Source organism: Priestia koreensis, assembly GCF_022646885.1.
GTDB lineage: Bacteria > Bacillota > Bacilli > Bacillales > Bacillaceae_H > Bacillus_AG > Bacillus_AG koreensis_A.
This window is the reverse complement of record NZ_CP061868.1, coordinates 3,665,539-3,683,070: the sequence shown is the minus strand read 5'-3', so window position 1 is coordinate 3,683,070 and position 17,532 is coordinate 3,665,539. Positions and strand designations below refer to the sequence as shown.

Sequence of the window (17,532 nt, the reverse complement as noted above, 5' to 3'; positions counted from 1 at the left end):
CCTCATTTCCATGTGTAGACAAAATATTTCACTGCGTAAAAGCGATGATGAGTTAATGAGGTGGAATTGGTGAAAGTAGCAAAAGGCATTCATGAATTAGTGGGTCAGACACCCATCCTTGAAATTACGAAATTCTCTTTACCAGAAGGCGTTCGCTTATTTGCCAAGCTTGAGTATTTAAATCCAGGTGGCAGCGTAAAAGACCGTTTAGGACAAGAGCTTATTGAACAGGCACTTGCAACGGGCAAAATTCAAAAGGGCGGTACAATCATTGAACCAACCGCAGGTAATACGGGCATTGGACTAGCGCTCGCAGCGGTTCATTATGATGTGAATGTTATTGTATGCGTACCGGAAAAATTCAGCGTTGAAAAACAGGATTTGATGAAGGCATTAGGAGCAAAAGTCGTGCAAACGCCAACAGCAGAGGGAATGCGCGGAGCCATTCAAAAGGCACAGCAACTTCTAAAGGAAATCCCCAACTCCTATTGTCCCCAGCAGTTTGCGAACCCAGCAAATCCCCTCACTTACTACAAAACGCTTGGACCAGAGATTTATGAGCAGTTAGATGGCCAAGTCGATGTATTTGTTGCAGGGGCTGGTACTGGTGGGACTTTTATGGGAACTGCACAATATCTGAAGGAGCAATTGCCGAAGATAAAAACGGTCATTGTGGAACCAGAAGGATCGATCCTAAACGGGGGAGAGCCTGGTCCTCACAAAACGGAGGGCATCGGCATGGAATTCCTTCCCGACTATATGGATAAAGCGTATTTTAACAGCATTCATACCGTTTCAGATGTGGATGCCTTTACACAAGTAAAAGAGCTTGCAAAACGTGAAGGACTCCTTGTAGGAAGTTCATCAGGGTCAGCCTTCTATGCAGCATTAGTAGAAGCACAGAATTCTCCGTCAGGAACAAACGTTGTCACGATTTTCCCTGATGGCAGTGATCGATATTTGAGCAAAAAAATCTACGAAGGTGGGATTTAATAATGAGACAAAAAACAAAGCTTATTCATGGTGGTATTTCAGAAGATCCGCAAACAGGAGCCGTATCGGTACCTATTTATCAAGTGAGCACATACAAACAAGAATCTGTTGGTGTTCACAAAGGATATGAATATTCACGTACTGGAAACCCAACGCGTCACGCGTTAGAAGAACTCATTAAGGATCTTGAAGGCGGCAAAGCAGGTTTCGCCTTTGGTTCAGGAATGGCGGCTGTAACAGCTGTGATGATGCTCTTTAATCACGGTGACCACGTTGTACTAACAGATGATGTATACGGCGGTACGTACCGCGTCATTACAAAAGTATTGAATCGTATTGGCATTGACGCGACGTTTGTTGATACAAGCGACGTAGCAGCAATTGAAGCAGCGATTCAGCCAAACACAAAAGCGCTGTACATTGAAACACCAACAAATCCATTGCTTAAAATTACGGATTTGGAAGAAGCATCTGCGGTAGCGAAAAAGCATAACTTGCTAACAATTGTAGACAATACGTTCAGCACACCATATTGGCAAAATCCAATTGATTTCGGTGCAGACATTGTCTTACACAGCGCAACGAAATATTTAGGTGGCCATAGCGACGTTGTAGCGGGTCTTGTTGTCGTGAATTCAGAACAGCTAGCAGAAGATGTTCACTTCATTCAAAACTCAACAGGAGGCATTCTCGGGCCTCAGGATTCATGGTTGTTAATCCGTGGTATTAAAACGCTCGGAATTCGTATGGAAGAGCACGAGAAAAATGCAGCGAAGCTTGTCAATTTCCTGATTCAGCATCCACAGGTAACGAAAGTTCATTACCCTGGACTTGAAAGTCATCCAAACCACGACATTGCAAAGAAAAATGCACGAGGATTTGGTGGAATGATTTCCTTTGATGTCGGAAGCAGTGAAAAAGCAGATGAACTTCTGCGTAAAGTGAAATACTTTACTCTTGCAGAGAGCCTTGGCGCTGTTGAAAGTTTGATTTCTGTGCCAGCTAAAATGACGCATGCATCCATTCCAGCAGACCGCCGTCAGGAATTAGGGATCACGGACGGTCTTGTGAGAATTTCTGTTGGATTAGAGGATATTCAAGATCTTATTGAAGACCTTGAAAATGCTTTATCATAATGAGGAGAAGAGAAGGCGAAATGGCCTTCTCTTTTTTACATAAATTACAAGAAAAGAAGTCTCCTAGTTTATGTTACGCTAGTAGTAGATCATTTTTAGAGAAGATCATACACAGATCGAAAGGCGTGATTGGATGAATACAGAGCAATACGTAAAAAATGTGAAAGCAAAAATTGAAGATTATACGCGCTTCATTTATATTCTGCTGGCAGTAAGTACATTTTTATATATCGGTGTATTAATTGGAATGGGCGACAAGTCACCCGTTAAGATTGATACGATGATGGGCGTGTTGGTTCTTTTCCTTGGTGCCGCTTTTTATTTTGCATGGAGAACGAAAAAGTTAAAGAAGTCGCTATTTGACGAAAAATAAAGAAGCCCTTTTTTACAAAAAGTGGTTTACAAAACGGTAGTTTGTGGATATAATTACCAATGTAGTGATAATGAAAAAAAGGAGGTCGAAGAAGATGTTATTAGTCAACGTAACTTATTTAAAGAACGAATTAAATACATCTTCATATGCTATTCGACCGACCCGGAGAGCGATCCGCTAACCTATTCATATCACGTGTATATTGAATATTAGCCGCCACAGGTTTGAATAGTTTGCCTGTGGCTTTATTATGTCTTTTTGCCACAGGTGCTATGAACCTGTGGCTTTTTATTTGAAAAGGAGGTGAGAACATTGACCCTACACATATTCTTTTTAACCATTACGATTAACAAAAGAGCGCTAAATCATGAAGAGCTTGAGCGTGCTAGACATGCAGAAGCAGTTGAAGAAGAAATGATGAATCGACGTGCACAATATCCACGCTGGTTCTAAAAAAACTACGAAGTAGAGGAAGGAGTAAAAGGAAATGAGCATGAAAAACCCATTTTTATTGATTTGGCTGTTGGTGGAGAAAGACTCCACCTAACTGCAGGAGGAGGGAACGCATATGATTTTACTGAGAGTAGTCATATGGCCATTCAGACGAAAAAGTAAATAACAAAAGGCTGGAGGGGATTTCCCCTTCAGCCTTTTTGTTTCTTCTCTTTTTCAGCGCGGTAAAATTCGTGGAACATTTTCATGAGCGCACGCTTTTCAATGCGAGATACGTAGCTCCTAGAGATCCCAAGCTCTTTAGCAATTTCACGCTGCGTTTTTTCTTCCTGCAAATCCAGACCAAAGCGCCCAACAATGACTTCTTTTTCTCGATCATCCAGTATATCAATGTATTCTTTAATTTTTTCAAGCTCCATCGTAAGCTGAATCGTATCGACGACATCATCAGATTCTGATTTTAATACATCGATTAGGCTGATTTCATTTCCTTCTTTGTCTTGACCAATTGGGTCGTGAAGGGACACATCTTTTTTCGTCTTTTTAAGCGCTCTCAAATGCATCAGAATTTCATTTTCGATACAACGAGCGGCATAGGTTGCAAGCTTTGTGCCTTTCCCCTGTGAGTAGCTCTCAATCGCCTTAATGAGACCGATTGTACCGATTGAAATAAGATCTTCCGCATCCTCACCGGTGTTTTCAAATTTTTTCACGATGTGCGCCACTAAACGTAAGTTATGTTCAATTAATAAATTTCGGGCTTGGGCATCACCTTGGGCCATTAATTCTAAGTATTTTCGTTCGTCGCTTGCGGACAGTGGCTGAGGGAAAGCGTTGTTTTTTACATAAGATACAAGAAAAATCACTTCTTTAAACAAGTATCCTATAGCTGACAAAAAAGCAGACATTTCGTCACCTCCTATGTCGCCTAACCTGTAGTTTAAATGTATGCAGAGGTGAAACAAATAGTGTCTGTACCACCCAAAAAGGTTTGAGAACATTAAAAAACCTTGTAACTTGACAAAGAAGTTACAAGGTTTTTTCGATTAGCGATTGCTAGGGACAGTGACTTTAGGTTCAACCAAAACTTCGACACGTCTATTCTTCTTTCGACCTTCCGCGCTTGTATTGGGTGCTACCGGTTTGTATTCACCGTAACCTTTTACACTAAATAATTTTGGGCTAAGCCTTGGGTTGTCGAGCAAAATTTTCATAAAGTTCACAGAACGCATGACGCTCAAGTCCCAGTTGGATTGGAAGCGACTGTTACGAATCGGTACGTTATCCGTATGTCCGGTGATCGTAATGGTTTTTGGATTACTGTTGACAAGCAATCCTGCTAGATCAGTCGTTACTTTGCGATAAGGAGAGCGAACCGTTGCGCTTCCTGAATCAAATAAAATATCGTTGAAAATTGTAATCAGCAATCCGTCTTGGGTAATCGTGGTTTTTAACTTTCCCGTTAAATTCTTCGATTGAATGTACCCGTCCACATTTTTCTTCAGTTCAGCAATTTGTCTTTTCTTTTCTGCATCTGCAGCACTTTCGTTGTTCTTTTTCGTAGGAGCCTTAGTAGGGGATGGCGTTGCGCTCGGCTGGTTTTTATTTTTGTCAGCCTTTACATCACCTACCGTATCTTGTGTAGGTGGTTCAACAGGAGACGTGTAGTCAAGCAACCCTGTACCACCTTGAAATTCGTTATAAAAGGAATTGGCTAGTGCTTTAAATTTAGTGGAATCAATGCTGCTCATTGCAAACAAAACGATAAAGAGAGCCAATAATAAGGTTAATAAATCTGCATAAGGAATGAGCCAGCTTTCATCAATATGATCATCCTGCTTTTTTTTACGCCTTTTTTTACTCATTCGGCTTCTCACCTTTTGCGAAATAATTTTCTCGCTCATTAATCGAAAGGAACGATGTTAATTTTCGTTCAATAATAGCTGGAGCCTGACCTTCTACAATCGATAAAACCCCCTCAATCATCATAGAGCGAACGTTTACTTCGTGTCTTGATTTACGCTTTAATTTGTTGGCAAATGGATGCCAAAGCACGTAACCAGAAAAGATCCCAAACAATGTTGCAACGAATGCGGCAGAAATCGCATGACCTAAAGCCTCGGTATCTCCCATATTAGAAAGTGCCGCAATAAGACCGATAACTGCTCCTAGTACCCCGAGAGTTGGGGCGTATGTTCCCGCTTGTACGAAAATAGAGGCACCCGTTTGATGACGATCTTCCATAGCTGAAATTTCTTCCATCATCACGTCACGAATAAATTCTTGAGATTGTCCGTCTACAGCGAGTGTAAGCCCGTTTTTTAGGAAAGGATCTTCAAGTTCGTCAATTTTACCTTCTAGTGCTAGTAAACCTTCACGTCTTGCTAATGTTGCAAGTTCAACAAACAGCGGAATAATCTCTTCGTTTTTCGGTACCTTCGTTTCTTTAAAAATCACTTTAAACAGCTTAGGAACGTTTTTAATGTCTCTCGTTGGAAAGGCAATGACCACGGCCCCAATGGTACCTAAAAAGATGATCAGTAAAGCAGCTGGATTTAAAAGAACAACTGGATTTACTCCTTTTAAAATCATTCCGACAAATACAGCGATGATGCCAATTATCAAACCAAATATCGATGTTTTATCCATTCTATCACCTGTGTATCTCTAAAGTTGGAGACTTATTGTTCTTGCTCCTCTAGTTTTTCTATCGGTTACTTCCTATTACTTGTTAATGGGTTTTTATATATTTAAAAGGGGATTTTTATTATTTATGCAATTTTTTTGGATTTGTTTGTGCTTGTTGATTACAATGGAAAGAAAAAGGTGGAGAATGAAACACAATGAGAAAAATTTTTTTGCTTTTAGTAGGGCTCGTCATTGTAGCAGGAGTCATTAACAATATTTTAAAAGATGGAATGGAATGGAAATGGATCGCGGTGCTTATCATTACCGTCATTTCAATTGTTCTACTGTGGATCCGTCCACTACGTGACAATCGTTAAATAGGATAAGCATCATATCCACGAATGTCCCAAACCAAATTTCCCTCTTATCATACGCTGTACTAACTAAGTAAAAAGGGGGGAAATCGCATGTACTATGGATATCCAGGATCATTTGGATATGGTTATGGGTGCGGATATGGATACGGAGGCGGATTTGCCTTTGCCTTACTGATTATTTTATTCGTACTGCTTTTGATTTTTGGAAGCTTCTATTATTTCAATTGCTACTGCAATTGGTGGAATTAAAAAGAGCTCATGCATGCGCATGAGCCCTTTTGTCATTATCCGATCTTTTTATTGAGGTTTGTTTGTGTGTTTAAGTTACTGTGTCTTCTGCCGTATAGGAAGTAGACGATTAAACCAAGAACTAACCATACGCCAAAGCTGATCCATGTTAGACGTGGGAGCTGAAGAGCAAGGTAGGCACAAAATACGAAAGCTAAAATGGGTACGTAAGGTACAAATGGAACAGAGAATCCTGATTTTGTTTCACCTTGATCTTTTGAGCGACGTAAATATAAAATCCCAATCGATACCGTCATGAAAGCGAAAAGAGTTCCGATATTTGTTAATTCTGCAAGTTTACTTAATGGTACAAAACCTGTAAAGAAAGAAACAAGTAAGCATGTAATCCACGTATTCGCTACAGGCGTTTGCTTCTTTTTGCTTACTTTTGAAAAGACTTTCGGAAGCAAACCGTCACGGCTAATCGCATAGAATAAACGAGTTTGTCCATAAAGCATTACAAGTAGAACCGTTGTAATTCCTGTGATTGCTCCTACAGAGATCAGACCAGCTACCCAGTCTTGATTAATGTAATTTAGCGCAAACGCTACAGGGTTTTTAACATTTAATTCAGTGTAAGGAACAATACCTGTTAAAATAGCTGAAACGATAATATATAGTGCTGTACAAACAAGTAAGGAAGCGATAATTCCGATTGGCATGTTGCGCTGCGGGTTACGTACTTCTTCAGCAGCCGTTGCAACAGCATCAAAGCCAATATAAGCAAAGAATACAGTGGCAGCACCTGTTGCGACTCCACTGAAGCCAAATGGCATAAACGGCGTCCAGTTTTCTGGTTTTACATACCATACGCCAACAGCGATGAATAGAACGACAACCGCAAGCTTGATAAGAACCATTACGGCATTAAATTTGGCTGATTTTTTTGTTCCTTGTGATAAAAGTAATGTAATAATAAACACAATGGCTATAGCAGGTACATCAATGAACGTTCCCTTTGATGGATCATAGGCGCTTGTGATGGCCGTTGGTAAATGAATACCAAATCCACCAAGCAGTCCTTGGAAATAACCAGACCATCCGCTTGCAACGGCTGACGAAGCGAGCCCGTATTCTAAAATTAAGTCCCAGCCCAAGATCCATGCGATTAATTCGCCAAACGTCGCGTAGCTGTAAGTGTACGCGCTTCCGGATACAGGAACTTTAGAAGCAAATTCGGCATAACATAGGGCAGCAAATACACAGGCAAGTCCAGAAAGAATGAATGAAATGATTAGTGCAGGTCCTGCATGCTCTGCTGCGGCTACGCCAGTTAAAACGAAAATACCTGTTCCGATAATTGCGCCAATGCCTAACATCGTTAAGTCAAAAGCGCCTAAATCCTTTTTTAGTGCAACATCTTTTCCTGTCGTTTCTTTTATTAAAGATGCGATGGATTTTTTCCTGAATAAACTCATAGTAGACCTCCGAAGTTTTTGTTTGAATTTTCTGATAAAATAAACCAAAAAAATCACTGACGGCTAAAAGAACAAAAGGGATTTAGCCCGTCTCACGATATTTAGGGAGAATATAGACATACTTTAATTGCTTTTTCGTCAAAAAGCAACAATTTTTTGAAAAATTAGTTATTAGGAATTGTTGGATAGGTGGAGTAAGTCTAAATCATAAAAAGAAGGTAGGACCTTTCGCTTTTTCCTCATAATGATCTATAAACAAAAAACTCGCTTCTTTAAGTAAGAAACGAGTTTTCAACTTACACTTTTTTTAGTTTAAATGTGCTAACCATTAAGAATGAAAGAATAATGACAATAAACATGAAGAAATGGACAGGAATAAATGAGACGGTTAAATAGCTTAGTGTAAGCAAGCAGCCAGCGGCTGTGATTGGTAGACCGGTGAAATATCCATTGCTTTCAGTAATGTTAAATCGTGCTAAACGAGATGCACCACAAGCAATATAGATGATTGTAAAAATTGCACCAGGAGCTCCGAAATCTCCTAATACCGTTTGGTAAATTAAGAGAGCAGGTGCGACTCCAAACGAAATGATATCACACATCGAATCAAGTTGTTTTCCAAATTCAGATTCGATATTTAATTTTCTAGCGACCATTCCGTCAAATCTATCAGCGAACGCTGCTAAAAAGATTAAAAGTAAGCTTAAATTAAATTGATCTTTTAATATACAAAGGATTGCGAATCCGCCTAAACTGAGATTTAATATAGTTAAGGTGTTAGCAGACTGAGCTTTCAATTTTTTGATTGTGTGATCAACATAATCAGACAAAAACATGTTTCTCACTCCCTTTACTAGGATGGTATATAATGCCAAACGGAAAACAACAAACGTAACCCTATTGTAGTCTTAATTGTAAGGTTAGTAAAGAGGTATTACGATGGCGGAGGTAATTTTTATTGCGTAAAAATCTTTATCGCTTCATGATTGAATTAACGAATCATCCCCTTTCATCATCTATGATTAAGCGATTTTCACTATCATCTATTAGCTCGCATTTCATATCATCATATGCGCGTGTATACAAAATTAATCAAAATGAAATGAAAAATGAGTTAAACACATACAAAACGCTGCAAGAATTCTTCATTCGCGAATTGAAGGAGACAGCAAGACCTATTGATACAGATCTAACATCTATTGTAAGCCCTGTAGATGCTGTGATTGAGAGTATGGGAACCGTAACGCCGGAAAAAGAAATTACGGTTAAAAATAAGCAGTACTCCATTGAAGAGATGATTGGTGACGATGATATTCTACAGAAATATGTAGGCGGAGAGTACATTATTCTATACTTGAGTCCAAAAGATTATCATCGTATTCACAGCCCGATTCAAGCAACGATTGAAAAACAATGGACGCTTGGCGGAAAGTCGTACCCTGTAAACTCGTGGGGATTGAAATATGGAAAAGATCCCATTACGAAAAACTATCGAAAGCTTCTGCAAATGAAAGGTTCAACCGGTGATTTATTGCTAGTCAAAGTAGGAGCAATGTTTATTAATAGCATTGAAACAACCGTTAAGAATGAGCATGTAAAAAAAGGTGAAGAGCTGGGGTATTTTTCTTTTGGTTCGACCGTCGTGTTATTTTTAGAAAAAGGAAAACTTCATTTATCAGATCATTTACAGCCACAGCAGCCTGTACGAGTAGGCGAACGGATTGGAACGATCTAGATTATATAGGAACAAACGTAATAGGGTGTCATCGGACGACGAATATTATGTCGAGCGATGACACCCTTCTTTGCGATAAGGCCTAGCGTTTCAATATGAAGAAGTCAATTATATGTTAAGCTATAATTTCTACTTGAAGAGAACGGCGTTTAATTTCCTTTTCAATTAGATGAATGAATTCAGGATTTAGCTTCAGTTCTGTAGCTCGGCAATATGATTCCACGAGAAGCTTGTCTGATAACTTATGCATCAGGCTTCCACCTCCTATTAAGTAGTAGAGGTTCTGACTGACATGATGAGCGCATATACTAATTGAATGCGCTACAATCAATCTACCACGAAACTTCTTTTCGAACAATCGTTCTGTTATCCACAGGAATAAGTGGATAAAATGTGGGTATCTTGTTTATAATTACCATAAAAGTTGAAAACATAGACGGTATATTGTTGATAGATTTATCCACAGGTTGGATAAGTTCAAGATTTGTCGAAAAATTTTTGTGGGGCTTTATTTATTTCGTATAGGAATGTATTATTTATTAAATGACGGAACCCAAGGATAGATCAGGATAATTCATTATTTATGGTTGGAAAATATAGATCAAGCGTTATAATTAAAAGTTGTGCTTCATTTATCCAAAGTTCGACATATCATAGAGGTGTTTAAAAGTGTTAAAATTATTTTTACCTAATGAGCATGTGAAAAACGTATTTCATATTACACCACAAGAGTTAAAACAACGAGGAATTAAAGGGATCATCACCGATCTTGATAATACATTAGTGGAGTGGGATCGACCAGATGCTACGCCAGAGCTTATTGAATGGTTTAAAGAAATGAAGGCGCATGGCATTCAAGTGACCATCGTTTCAAACAATGCTGAAAAGCGTGTTAAATTCTTTTCTGACCCATTAGAGCTTCCGTTTGTTTTTAAAGCACGAAAACCACTGCGTCGTTCTTTCAGACGTGCACTAAAGGCGATGAACTTGAAAAAAGAAGAGGTCGTCGTCGTAGGAGATCAGCTTCTGACAGATGTACTCGGTGGAAACCGTCTCGGCGTGTATACCATTTTAGTGGTACCTGTTGCTCAGACGGATGGATTTATTACGAAATTTAACCGTCGTATGGAACGAAGAATATTGGCCTTTATGAAAAGAAAAGGCATGATTAATTGGGAGGACTAAAACATTGACTGAAGAAGTATTGCATTGTATGGGATGTGGAGTAGAATTACAGACAGAAAATCCGTCTGAAATTGGCTATACTCCTGCATCAGCGTTAGAAAAAGAGTTTGTCATTTGCCAACGTTGTTTTCGTTTAAAACACTATAATGAAATTCAAGACGTATCTTTAACGGACGATGACTTTCTAAAGATTTTAAACGGCATTGGGCAGTCACGCGGACTTGTTGTGAAAATCGTCGACATCTTCGACTTTAACGGAAGCTGGTTACCAGGACTACACCGTTTTGTCGGAAACAATGATGTTTTATTAGTAGGAAACAAAGTTGATTTATTGCCGAAATCGGCTAAAAAGAATAAGCTTGTAAACTGGATGAAAAAATCAGCGAAGGATCTTGGACTTCGTGCAGCAGATGTCTTTTTGATCAGTGCGGATAAAGGACAAGGTATTCAGGAGCTTGCTGCTGCGATTGAAGAATATCGAAATGGACAGGACGTATACGTTGTTGGGTGTACAAATGTAGGAAAATCAACGTTTATTAATCGTCTGATTAAAGAGTTCAGCGGTGAGCAGGATATTATTACAACTTCACAATACCCTGGAACAACGTTAGATTTAATTGGGATCTCCTTGGACGAAACGGCGACGCTCTATGATACGCCAGGAATTATCAATCATCATCAAATGGCTCACTATGTAGACAAGCGTGACTTGAAAATTATTTCTCCTAAAAAAGAGATTAAGCCAAAAATTTATCAATTAAATGAAGCGCAAACGCTCTTTTTTGGAGGACTAGCTCGTTTGGATTACGTGAGTGGCGGCAAGCGTGCGCTTACATGTTATGTATCCAATGAGATTAATATTCATCGCACAAAGTTTGAAAAAGCAGATGACTTATATGCGAATCATTTAGGAGAGCTATTACAGCCACCTCGTCAAGAGCAGTTGGATGAGTTCCCACCTCTTGTCGCTCATGAGTTCAATATTAAAGAAGGAAAAACAGACATTGTCTTCTCAGGCCTCGGTTGGGTAACAGTAAACGAGCCTGGTGCGAAAGTAGTTGCGCACGTTCCACAGGGAGTCGGCGTGTTTGTACGCGAGTCTTTAATTTAATCGATACGCCAAATAAAAAGGGGGAGAAAGCAGTATGACGCAATTATTTGGTTTAATTGGTCATCCGGTTGGCCATTCATTGTCCCCTGCTATGCATAACGATGCTTTTCAGCGCCTTGGTATTGACGCACATTACCAAGCGTTTGATATTGATCCGGCTCAATTTGGTACGGCTATTCAAGGATTAAAAGCTTTAGGAATCAAAGGGTTTAACGTAACGATCCCTTATAAAGTAGACATCATGGAGCATCTGGATGAAATTGATCCGCTAGCGCAGGCAATTGGAGCGGTTAATACCGTCTGCAACGTTGAAGGGCGTTACGTTGGATACAATACGGACGGAGAGGGCTATGTAAAATCTCTGCTTCAGGTAGTTAACGAGAAAGAACTTTCTGCTAAAAATGTTCTCATTATTGGAGCAGGAGGGGCTGCAAAAGCTATTTTTTACACGTTGGCTTCGCAAACCGAACAGCCGAAGGTCATTTATTTAGCGAACCGCACCGTTCAAAAAGCAGAAGCATTAATTGGAGCATGTCCCATTGAGGTGAAAGCTGAAGCAGTTTCTCTTCTACATGCAAAAGAGTTGTTGCAAGAGGTGGATATTGTGATCAACACCACCTCTGTTGGCATGCATCCGAATATAGATGAAGAGCCACTCGCTCTTCAACGCGTTCAAGAAGGAGCGGTTGTAAGTGATATTATTTACAATCCACTTGAAACGAAATGGTTGAAGAATGCGGGTCAGGCAGGTGCCGTTGCGCATAATGGAGTAGGAATGTTTATTATGCAAGGCGCACTGGCATTTGAAAAATGGACAGGGCGTGCTCCGGACACAAAAGCGATGGAAGAAATCGTCCTGAAACACTTAAATCATAAGAAATAGGAGAATTACAATGTTAAAAGGTAAGCAAAAACGTTTTTTACGCTCAAAAGCGCATCATTTAAATCCCATCTTCCAAGTAGGGAAGGGCGGAGTAAATGACAATATGATTAAGCAAATTGCAGAAGCATTAGAGGTTCGTGAACTAATTAAAGTAAGTGTACTTCAAAACTGTGAAGAAGATCGCTACACAGTATCAGAGCAAATCAGCTCTGGAGCAAAAGCAGAGCTTGTACAAGTAATTGGAAATACAATTGTGTTGTACAAAGAATCACGTGAGAACAAACAGCTAGTATTGCCAAAATAATCTTAAAGGAGTCGGGTACGTTTGAAGCGAATTGGTATTCTTGGAGGAACATTTAATCCTCCCCACCTTGGTCACCTTGCCATTGCTAACGAAGTGCTTCATGCATTAGAGCTAGACAAGGTGTGGTTCTTGCCTTCTTACATCCCTCCACATAAAGAGATTAAAAAGGGAATGAATCCTCTGCACCGCCTGAGTATGATTGAACGAGCGGTAAAGGACAACGAACAATTTGAGGTTCAGCCAATCGAGTTTGAAAAAAAGGGAACATCCTATACGATTGAAACAATGCAGCTGCTTCAAGAAATGTATCCTGATCATCAATTCTACTTCATCATTGGTGGAGATATGATTGAATATTTGCCAAAGTGGCATCGCATTGATGAGCTAGTAGAAGTGGTGAATTTTGTTGGCGTTCAGCGCCCTGGTTTCGATATTGAGACACCTTATCCAATTCAGAGAGTCGAAATTCCACAGCTGGAAATTTCGTCCTCTTTTATTCGTGATCGGGTAACACGGCACGAAACCATTCGCTATTTTGTACCAGATACTGTGAAACGATACATTGAGGAGAATCATTTATATGAATCGTGACGAAGCATTAGCAATTGTAAAAGAGCAAATGACGGAGCATCGTTACCAGCATACGATTGGGGTAATGGAAACAGCTATTCAGCTTGCAAAGCTGTACGGAGTAGATGAGAAAAAAGCAGAAACGGCTGCGATTTTTCATGACTATGCAAAATTTCGTTCCAAAGATGAAATGGAGCAAATTATTCGAACCGAGAAAATGCCAGAAGATCTTCTGGTGCATAATGCTGAGCTTTGGCATGCTCCGGTCGGCGCTTATTTAGTCGAAAAAGAAGTCGGTATCACAGATCCGGATATTTTATCTGCGATCCGTTACCACACGTCTGGACGGGCGGATATGACGCTACTTGAAAAGGTAATTTACTTAGCTGATTATATTGAGCCAGGTCGTCACTTTCCTGGAGTTGATGAAGTTCGAGAAACTGCGAAGGTGGATTTAGATCAAGCGTTGGTTCAATCGTTACGAAATACCATTTCCTTTTTACTAAAGAAAAATCAAATGGTGTATCCGGATACGATCTACACATATAACAGCTTAATTTTAGGAGGAAAGTAAATGCAAGAACGTGAAATTCTAACTCTTGTTGCAAAAGCAGCAGACGATAAACGAGCAGAAGATGTAATCGCCTTAAACATGCAAGGGGTATCTCTAGTGGCAGACTACTTTGTTATTTGTCACGGTAATTCTGATAAACAAGTTCAGGCTATTGCACGTGAAATTAAAGAAAAGGCTCATGAAAACGAGCTAAATGTAAAGCGTATTGAAGGTCTTGAAGAAGCTAGATGGGTATTAGTTGATCTTGGTGATGTTGTTGCTCATATCTTCCACAAGGACGAACGTGATTACTATAAATTAGAACGTCTATGGGGAGATGCTCCACACGTGGACTTGAGTGAAGTACTGTAATGATGTCATTTAGTTATGGGGAATTTGCTTATGTGTACGATGAATTGATGAAAGACGTTCCTTATGACCAATGGGTTGAATATACAGCTCTCAATCTTCAAGCAAAAGGCTTGTCCGCACCGTCTATTTTAGATATTGGTTGTGGAACAGGAGAGGTTTCTGTTCGTTTAGCCAAAGCAGGCTATGACGTGACAGGAGTTGATTTGTCAGATGATATGCTGACGGTCGCACAAGATAAGGCTCATAGTGAAGGAGTACAGCTTTCTCTGTTTCAGCAAGATATGTCTCAATTAGAGCTGCCTTCTTCATTTGACTGCGCCGTTATATTTTGCGATTCGCTCAACTACCTCGAGACAGAAGACCAGGTAAAAGGGACGTTTAAAAGCGTATATGATCATTTAGAGCCAGGAGGCTTGCTGTTATTTGATGTTCATTCCTTGTATAAAGTGAATCATATTTTCGGTGAAAATACGTTTACGTACAATGAAGAAGAACTGTCATATATATGGAGCTGTTTCCAAGGAGAGCATCCAAACTCTGTTGAACATGATCTCACCTTTTTTGTGTATGATGAGCGTAAAGACGCGTACGATCGATTTGATGAGTTGCATAAGCAACGCACGTACTCTGTTGACACTTACAAGCAATGGCTTACAGAAGCTGGCTTTTCAACTGTTGAGACGACCGCTGATTTTACAAGCGACTCACCGACTGATAAGGCTGAACGTATTCTATTTTGCGTTCAAAAATAGAGAAGAGCAGTCCCGTTATCCGGACTGCTCTTTTTTTATTGCCTCATGGTAAAAAGGAGAAAGGAATTTTTCGCTCTGTCACGAATTATTTATACGTGAACTGTTCTTTAATTTTCTCAATATCCTCATAATATTTTTCATGGGTGTTCTGAAAGACATGCTCAAACATCTCTCCCACGCCAGCTTCAAGTGCTTTAATTCCTTCACCGGTTACGCCACCTTTTACACATACTTTCTCTTGTAAGGTCGGTAGTGTAAAAATGTTCTTCTCTAGTAATTTTCCCATTCCCACCACCATCTCACTTGTCAAAATGGTCGCCTGTTCCTCTGTAATGTCTGTTTCCTTTACCGCCGCTTGAATAAAACGTTGCAGTAAAAAACTAAAAAATGCAGGACCACAGCTAACAATATCTGAAGCTACACGCGTAACGGACTGATCAATCGCAATAGGCTTTGAAATGTGTGAAAGCAGGCTCTGAACCTTGTGCTGAAAAGCTAACGTGCTTTTGTCTCCAAATGTAAGGAGAGAAACGCCTGAGAGCGCACGATTTGTAATGCTTGGTATTGCTCTTGCTACTTCAGGAGTGGCGATTTCTTCTAGCTGCTCGACCGACAGTGGGCTTGTAATCGAAATGATGCCGTGTCGGGGCGTTAAGCTTGATTGAAGTTGCGTTATTAGCGGGTGAATGTCTAGCGGTTTTACACAAATAAAGATTAAATCAGCTTCATTGACCACATCTTGAGCATGAGGAACAACACGCAGTTCAGGATACAGCTTTTTTATATGATAGGCTTTTTGAATCGTCCTGTTCGTCATGGTGATCGTTGAGGGATGTGCTGCTTTGGATTCAATGAGCGCCTCAATTAGTATTCGCCCCATATTTCCTGTGCCGATAAACCCTATATTCACTGGTTCATCCCCTCCTTAATAAAAATTACTCTCCTACACCATATGTACGATAAAAACAATTTATGCAGGGCCATGCCTGCAAACAGAAACTAGAAGGGATGTGTGAACGTTGCACTTTTCAAAAAAACAGGTTGTTCTCAGCACCATATTGGTGTGCGTGATTTTGCTTCTTTTAGGTGTGTATGTCTTCCAGGGAAGAGTGACCTCAGATCAAGAATTTTCACTAGAACCAGCAGAAGAACAAGCAGGTCTAAATGTAAAAGATAAACAAAAGGTGCAGGCTACTTCACAGCAAACGACTGTGCTAGTAGATGTAAAGGGAGCAGTGAAGTCTCCAGGCGTATATGAGTTGGCTATGGGTAGTCGAATACGTGATGCCATTCGTCTATCGGGTGGTATCACCGACGAAGGAGATAAAAATGCCGTAAACCTCGCTTTAAAGCTTCAAGATGAAATGGTTGTCTACGTCCCCAAAATAGGTGAGAGTGAATCCGTAGCGATTCCTTCCAATACATCTCCTGGAACCTCCTCTAACATAGAAAATCCCCTTGTTAACCTTAATACCGCTACATCTGAGGAACTTCAGCAATTAGATGGAGTCGGTCCTGCGAAGGCCTCTGCTATCATTTCATATCGAGAAGAAAACGGTCCCTTTCAAAAGATAGAAGATTTAATGAACGTGTCAGGAATCGGTCAAAAGTCGTTTGATAAGCTAAAAGAGTCCATTCGTGTTCAATAGGAAGAAAATACATCTGTTGACGACCACAGAAGATTCCCGATACACTAGAAACAAAATAGACGGAAGAGACTTGTTGTGTTGAACTTGAACAAGCAAAAACGTCTGCTACCTTCCCTAGCTTTTTAGGGGAAGATGGATCTATTTAACGAAATGAAAGTAGGGAATAAATGTGAAACGGATTGCTTGGGATCAGTATTTTATGGCGCAAAGTCATTTGTTAGCCTTACGAAGCACGTGTGAACGTCTAGCCGTGGGAGCGACGATTGTTCGAGATAAACGCATTATTGCAGGGGGATATAACGGTTCGATCAGTGGAGGCGTTCACTGTATTGACGAAGGATGCTATGTTGTGGACGGACACTGCGTTAGAACCATTCATGCAGAGATGAACGCACTGTTGCAATGCGCGAAGTTTGGTGCGAAAACAGACGGCGCGGAGATATATGTCACGCATTTTCCATGTATTCATTGCTGCAAAGCAATCATCCAGTCAGGAATTCAAACGGTTTATTATGCAAAAAACTACAAAAATCATCCGTACGCCATTGAGCTTTTTGAACAGGCAGGCGTAAAAGTCGCACAAGTAGAGCTTAAAGAAAATATCATTGATTTTCACAGTCAGGAAAAAGCCGTTTTAATTGAAAAAATCTTTTCGGAAGTGGCAAAAAAGGACGCGCTTGATCCGCGAATGGAAGAGTTAAAAGAAGAAGCAATGAAGCTTTTTAACTAATGAAAGTGATGGGTGTTGTAAC

The 17,532-nt window shown here is 40.1% G+C and carries 24 protein-coding genes; 17 read left to right on the top strand and 7 right to left on the bottom strand.

The window, feature by feature from the left end:
• Positions 1-69: 69 nt before the first annotated feature.
• From IE339_RS19425 to IE339_RS19410, 4 genes are all read left to right on the top strand, one after another.
• Positions 70-993, top strand: coding sequence for a PLP-dependent cysteine synthase family protein (locus IE339_RS19425; protein WP_242170295.1), 924 nt, complete (start codon positions 70-72; stop codon positions 991-993).
• A 2-nt stretch (positions 994-995) separates the two neighbouring features.
• A complete protein-coding gene (locus IE339_RS19420) occupies positions 996-2,129 on the top strand; it encodes a bifunctional cystathionine gamma-lyase/homocysteine desulfhydrase (protein ID WP_242170291.1) in 1,134 nt (377 codons plus the stop codon).
• A gap of 133 nt (positions 2,130-2,262) precedes the next feature.
• The gene (locus IE339_RS19415) at positions 2,263-2,502 is read left to right on the top strand and encodes a YrhC family protein (RefSeq protein WP_053402037.1); all 240 of its coding nucleotides are present in this window, start codon (positions 2,263-2,265) and stop codon (positions 2,500-2,502) included.
• A 312-nt stretch (positions 2,503-2,814) separates the two neighbouring features.
• Positions 2,815-2,955 carry a YrzI family small protein gene (locus IE339_RS19410; protein WP_157052741.1) on the top strand — a complete coding sequence of 47 codons (141 nt, stop codon included), beginning with the start codon at positions 2,815-2,817 and terminating at the stop codon, positions 2,953-2,955.
• A gap of 191 nt (positions 2,956-3,146) precedes the next feature.
• On the opposite strand, the gene sigK is transcribed toward IE339_RS19410, so the two are convergent.
• The 3 genes from sigK to motA all read right to left on the bottom strand — a co-directional run bounded on the left by sigK (position 3,147) and on the right by motA (position 5,604).
• Positions 3,147-3,863: an RNA polymerase sporulation sigma factor SigK gene (gene sigK / locus IE339_RS19405; protein WP_053402038.1), complete on the bottom strand. Its 717-nt coding sequence runs from the start codon at positions 3,861-3,863 to the stop codon at positions 3,147-3,149.
• 138 nt (positions 3,864-4,001) lie between these two features.
• Complete coding sequence (motB, locus tag IE339_RS19400) at positions 4,002-4,820, bottom strand: flagellar motor protein MotB (RefSeq protein WP_242170289.1); 819 nt, start codon at positions 4,818-4,820, stop codon at positions 4,002-4,004.
• Positions 4,813-5,604, bottom strand: a complete 792-nt coding sequence (gene motA / locus IE339_RS19395; RefSeq protein WP_242170286.1) for a flagellar motor stator protein MotA — start codon at positions 5,602-5,604, stop codon at positions 4,813-4,815. Before motA ends, motB begins: the two co-directional genes overlap by 8 nt.
• Before the next feature lie 194 nt (positions 5,605-5,798).
• Here motA and IE339_RS19390 point away from each other — a divergent pair, with 194 nt between their 5' ends.
• A complete protein-coding gene (locus IE339_RS19390; RefSeq protein ID WP_242170283.1) occupies positions 5,799-5,960 on the top strand; it encodes a hypothetical protein in 162 nt (53 codons plus the stop codon).
• 90 nt (positions 5,961-6,050) lie between these two features.
• Positions 6,051-6,209, top strand: coding sequence for a sporulation protein YjcZ (locus tag IE339_RS19385; protein ID WP_157052743.1), 159 nt, complete (start codon positions 6,051-6,053; stop codon positions 6,207-6,209).
• 35 nt (positions 6,210-6,244) lie between these two features.
• Here IE339_RS19385 and IE339_RS19380 read toward each other — a convergent pair whose 3' ends face one another.
• Together IE339_RS19380 and pssA are read right to left on the bottom strand one after the other, a co-directional pair.
• Positions 6,245-7,666 (bottom strand): branched-chain amino acid transporter BcaP, encoded by a 1,422-nt coding sequence (locus tag IE339_RS19380; RefSeq protein WP_242170280.1) that lies wholly within the window; start codon positions 7,664-7,666, stop codon positions 6,245-6,247.
• A gap of 296 nt (positions 7,667-7,962) precedes the next feature.
• Positions 7,963-8,502, bottom strand: a complete 540-nt coding sequence (gene pssA, locus IE339_RS19375; protein ID WP_242170279.1) for a CDP-diacylglycerol--serine O-phosphatidyltransferase — start codon at positions 8,500-8,502, stop codon at positions 7,963-7,965.
• A 122-nt stretch (positions 8,503-8,624) separates the two neighbouring features.
• Here pssA and IE339_RS19370 point away from each other — a divergent pair, with 122 nt between their 5' ends.
• Positions 8,625-9,401 carry a phosphatidylserine decarboxylase gene (locus tag IE339_RS19370; protein WP_242170278.1) on the top strand — a complete coding sequence of 259 codons (777 nt, stop codon included), beginning with the start codon at positions 8,625-8,627 and terminating at the stop codon, positions 9,399-9,401.
• A 115-nt stretch (positions 9,402-9,516) separates the two neighbouring features.
• On the opposite strand, the gene IE339_RS19365 is transcribed toward IE339_RS19370, so the two are convergent.
• Complete coding sequence (locus tag IE339_RS19365; RefSeq protein WP_242170277.1) at positions 9,517-9,651, bottom strand: sporulation histidine kinase inhibitor Sda; 135 nt, start codon at positions 9,649-9,651, stop codon at positions 9,517-9,519.
• Between the two features lie 419 nt (positions 9,652-10,070).
• On the opposite strand from IE339_RS19365, the gene IE339_RS19360 reads away from it, so the two are divergent.
• From IE339_RS19360 to IE339_RS19325, 8 genes are read left to right on the top strand one after another with little or no spacing between them, the layout of a single operon-like run.
• The gene (locus IE339_RS19360; protein WP_242170275.1) at positions 10,071-10,586 is read left to right on the top strand and encodes a YqeG family HAD IIIA-type phosphatase; all 516 of its coding nucleotides are present in this window, start codon (positions 10,071-10,073) and stop codon (positions 10,584-10,586) included.
• 4 nt (positions 10,587-10,590) lie between these two features.
• A complete protein-coding gene (yqeH, locus tag IE339_RS19355) occupies positions 10,591-11,697 on the top strand; it encodes a ribosome biogenesis GTPase YqeH (RefSeq protein ID WP_242170273.1) in 1,107 nt (368 codons plus the stop codon).
• 34 nt (positions 11,698-11,731) lie between these two features.
• Positions 11,732-12,580: a shikimate dehydrogenase gene (gene aroE, locus IE339_RS19350; protein ID WP_242170270.1), complete on the top strand. Its 849-nt coding sequence runs from the start codon at positions 11,732-11,734 to the stop codon at positions 12,578-12,580.
• 10 nt (positions 12,581-12,590) lie between these two features.
• The gene (yhbY, locus tag IE339_RS19345) at positions 12,591-12,884 is read left to right on the top strand and encodes a ribosome assembly RNA-binding protein YhbY (protein WP_242170268.1); all 294 of its coding nucleotides are present in this window, start codon (positions 12,591-12,593) and stop codon (positions 12,882-12,884) included.
• Between the two features lie 21 nt (positions 12,885-12,905).
• Complete coding sequence (locus tag IE339_RS19340; RefSeq protein WP_242170266.1) at positions 12,906-13,475, top strand: nicotinate-nucleotide adenylyltransferase; 570 nt, start codon at positions 12,906-12,908, stop codon at positions 13,473-13,475.
• On the top strand, positions 13,465-14,028 hold the full coding sequence (gene yqeK / locus IE339_RS19335; RefSeq protein WP_242170263.1) for a bis(5'-nucleosyl)-tetraphosphatase (symmetrical) YqeK: 564 nt from the start codon (positions 13,465-13,467) through the stop codon (positions 14,026-14,028). Before IE339_RS19340 ends, yqeK begins: the two co-directional genes overlap by 11 nt.
• Complete coding sequence (rsfS, locus tag IE339_RS19330; protein ID WP_053402051.1) at positions 14,029-14,379, top strand: ribosome silencing factor; 351 nt, start codon at positions 14,029-14,031, stop codon at positions 14,377-14,379.
• Positions 14,379-15,131, top strand: coding sequence for a class I SAM-dependent DNA methyltransferase (locus IE339_RS19325; protein ID WP_431522775.1), 753 nt, complete (start codon positions 14,379-14,381; stop codon positions 15,129-15,131). Before rsfS ends, IE339_RS19325 begins: the two co-directional genes overlap by 1 nt.
• An 85-nt stretch (positions 15,132-15,216) precedes the next feature.
• Here the strand turns inward: IE339_RS19325 and comER are convergent, their stop codons facing one another.
• Positions 15,217-16,041, bottom strand: a complete 825-nt coding sequence (gene comER / locus IE339_RS19320) for a late competence protein ComER (protein WP_242170261.1) — start codon at positions 16,039-16,041, stop codon at positions 15,217-15,219.
• Between the two features lie 109 nt (positions 16,042-16,150).
• Between comER and IE339_RS19315 the strand changes: the two genes are divergently transcribed.
• Positions 16,151-16,780, top strand: coding sequence for a helix-hairpin-helix domain-containing protein (locus IE339_RS19315; protein WP_242170260.1), 630 nt, complete (start codon positions 16,151-16,153; stop codon positions 16,778-16,780).
• A gap of 169 nt (positions 16,781-16,949) precedes the next feature.
• The gene (locus tag IE339_RS19310) at positions 16,950-17,510 is read left to right on the top strand and encodes a ComE operon protein 2 (protein WP_242170258.1); all 561 of its coding nucleotides are present in this window, start codon (positions 16,950-16,952) and stop codon (positions 17,508-17,510) included.
• Positions 17,511-17,532 lie beyond the last annotated feature (22 nt).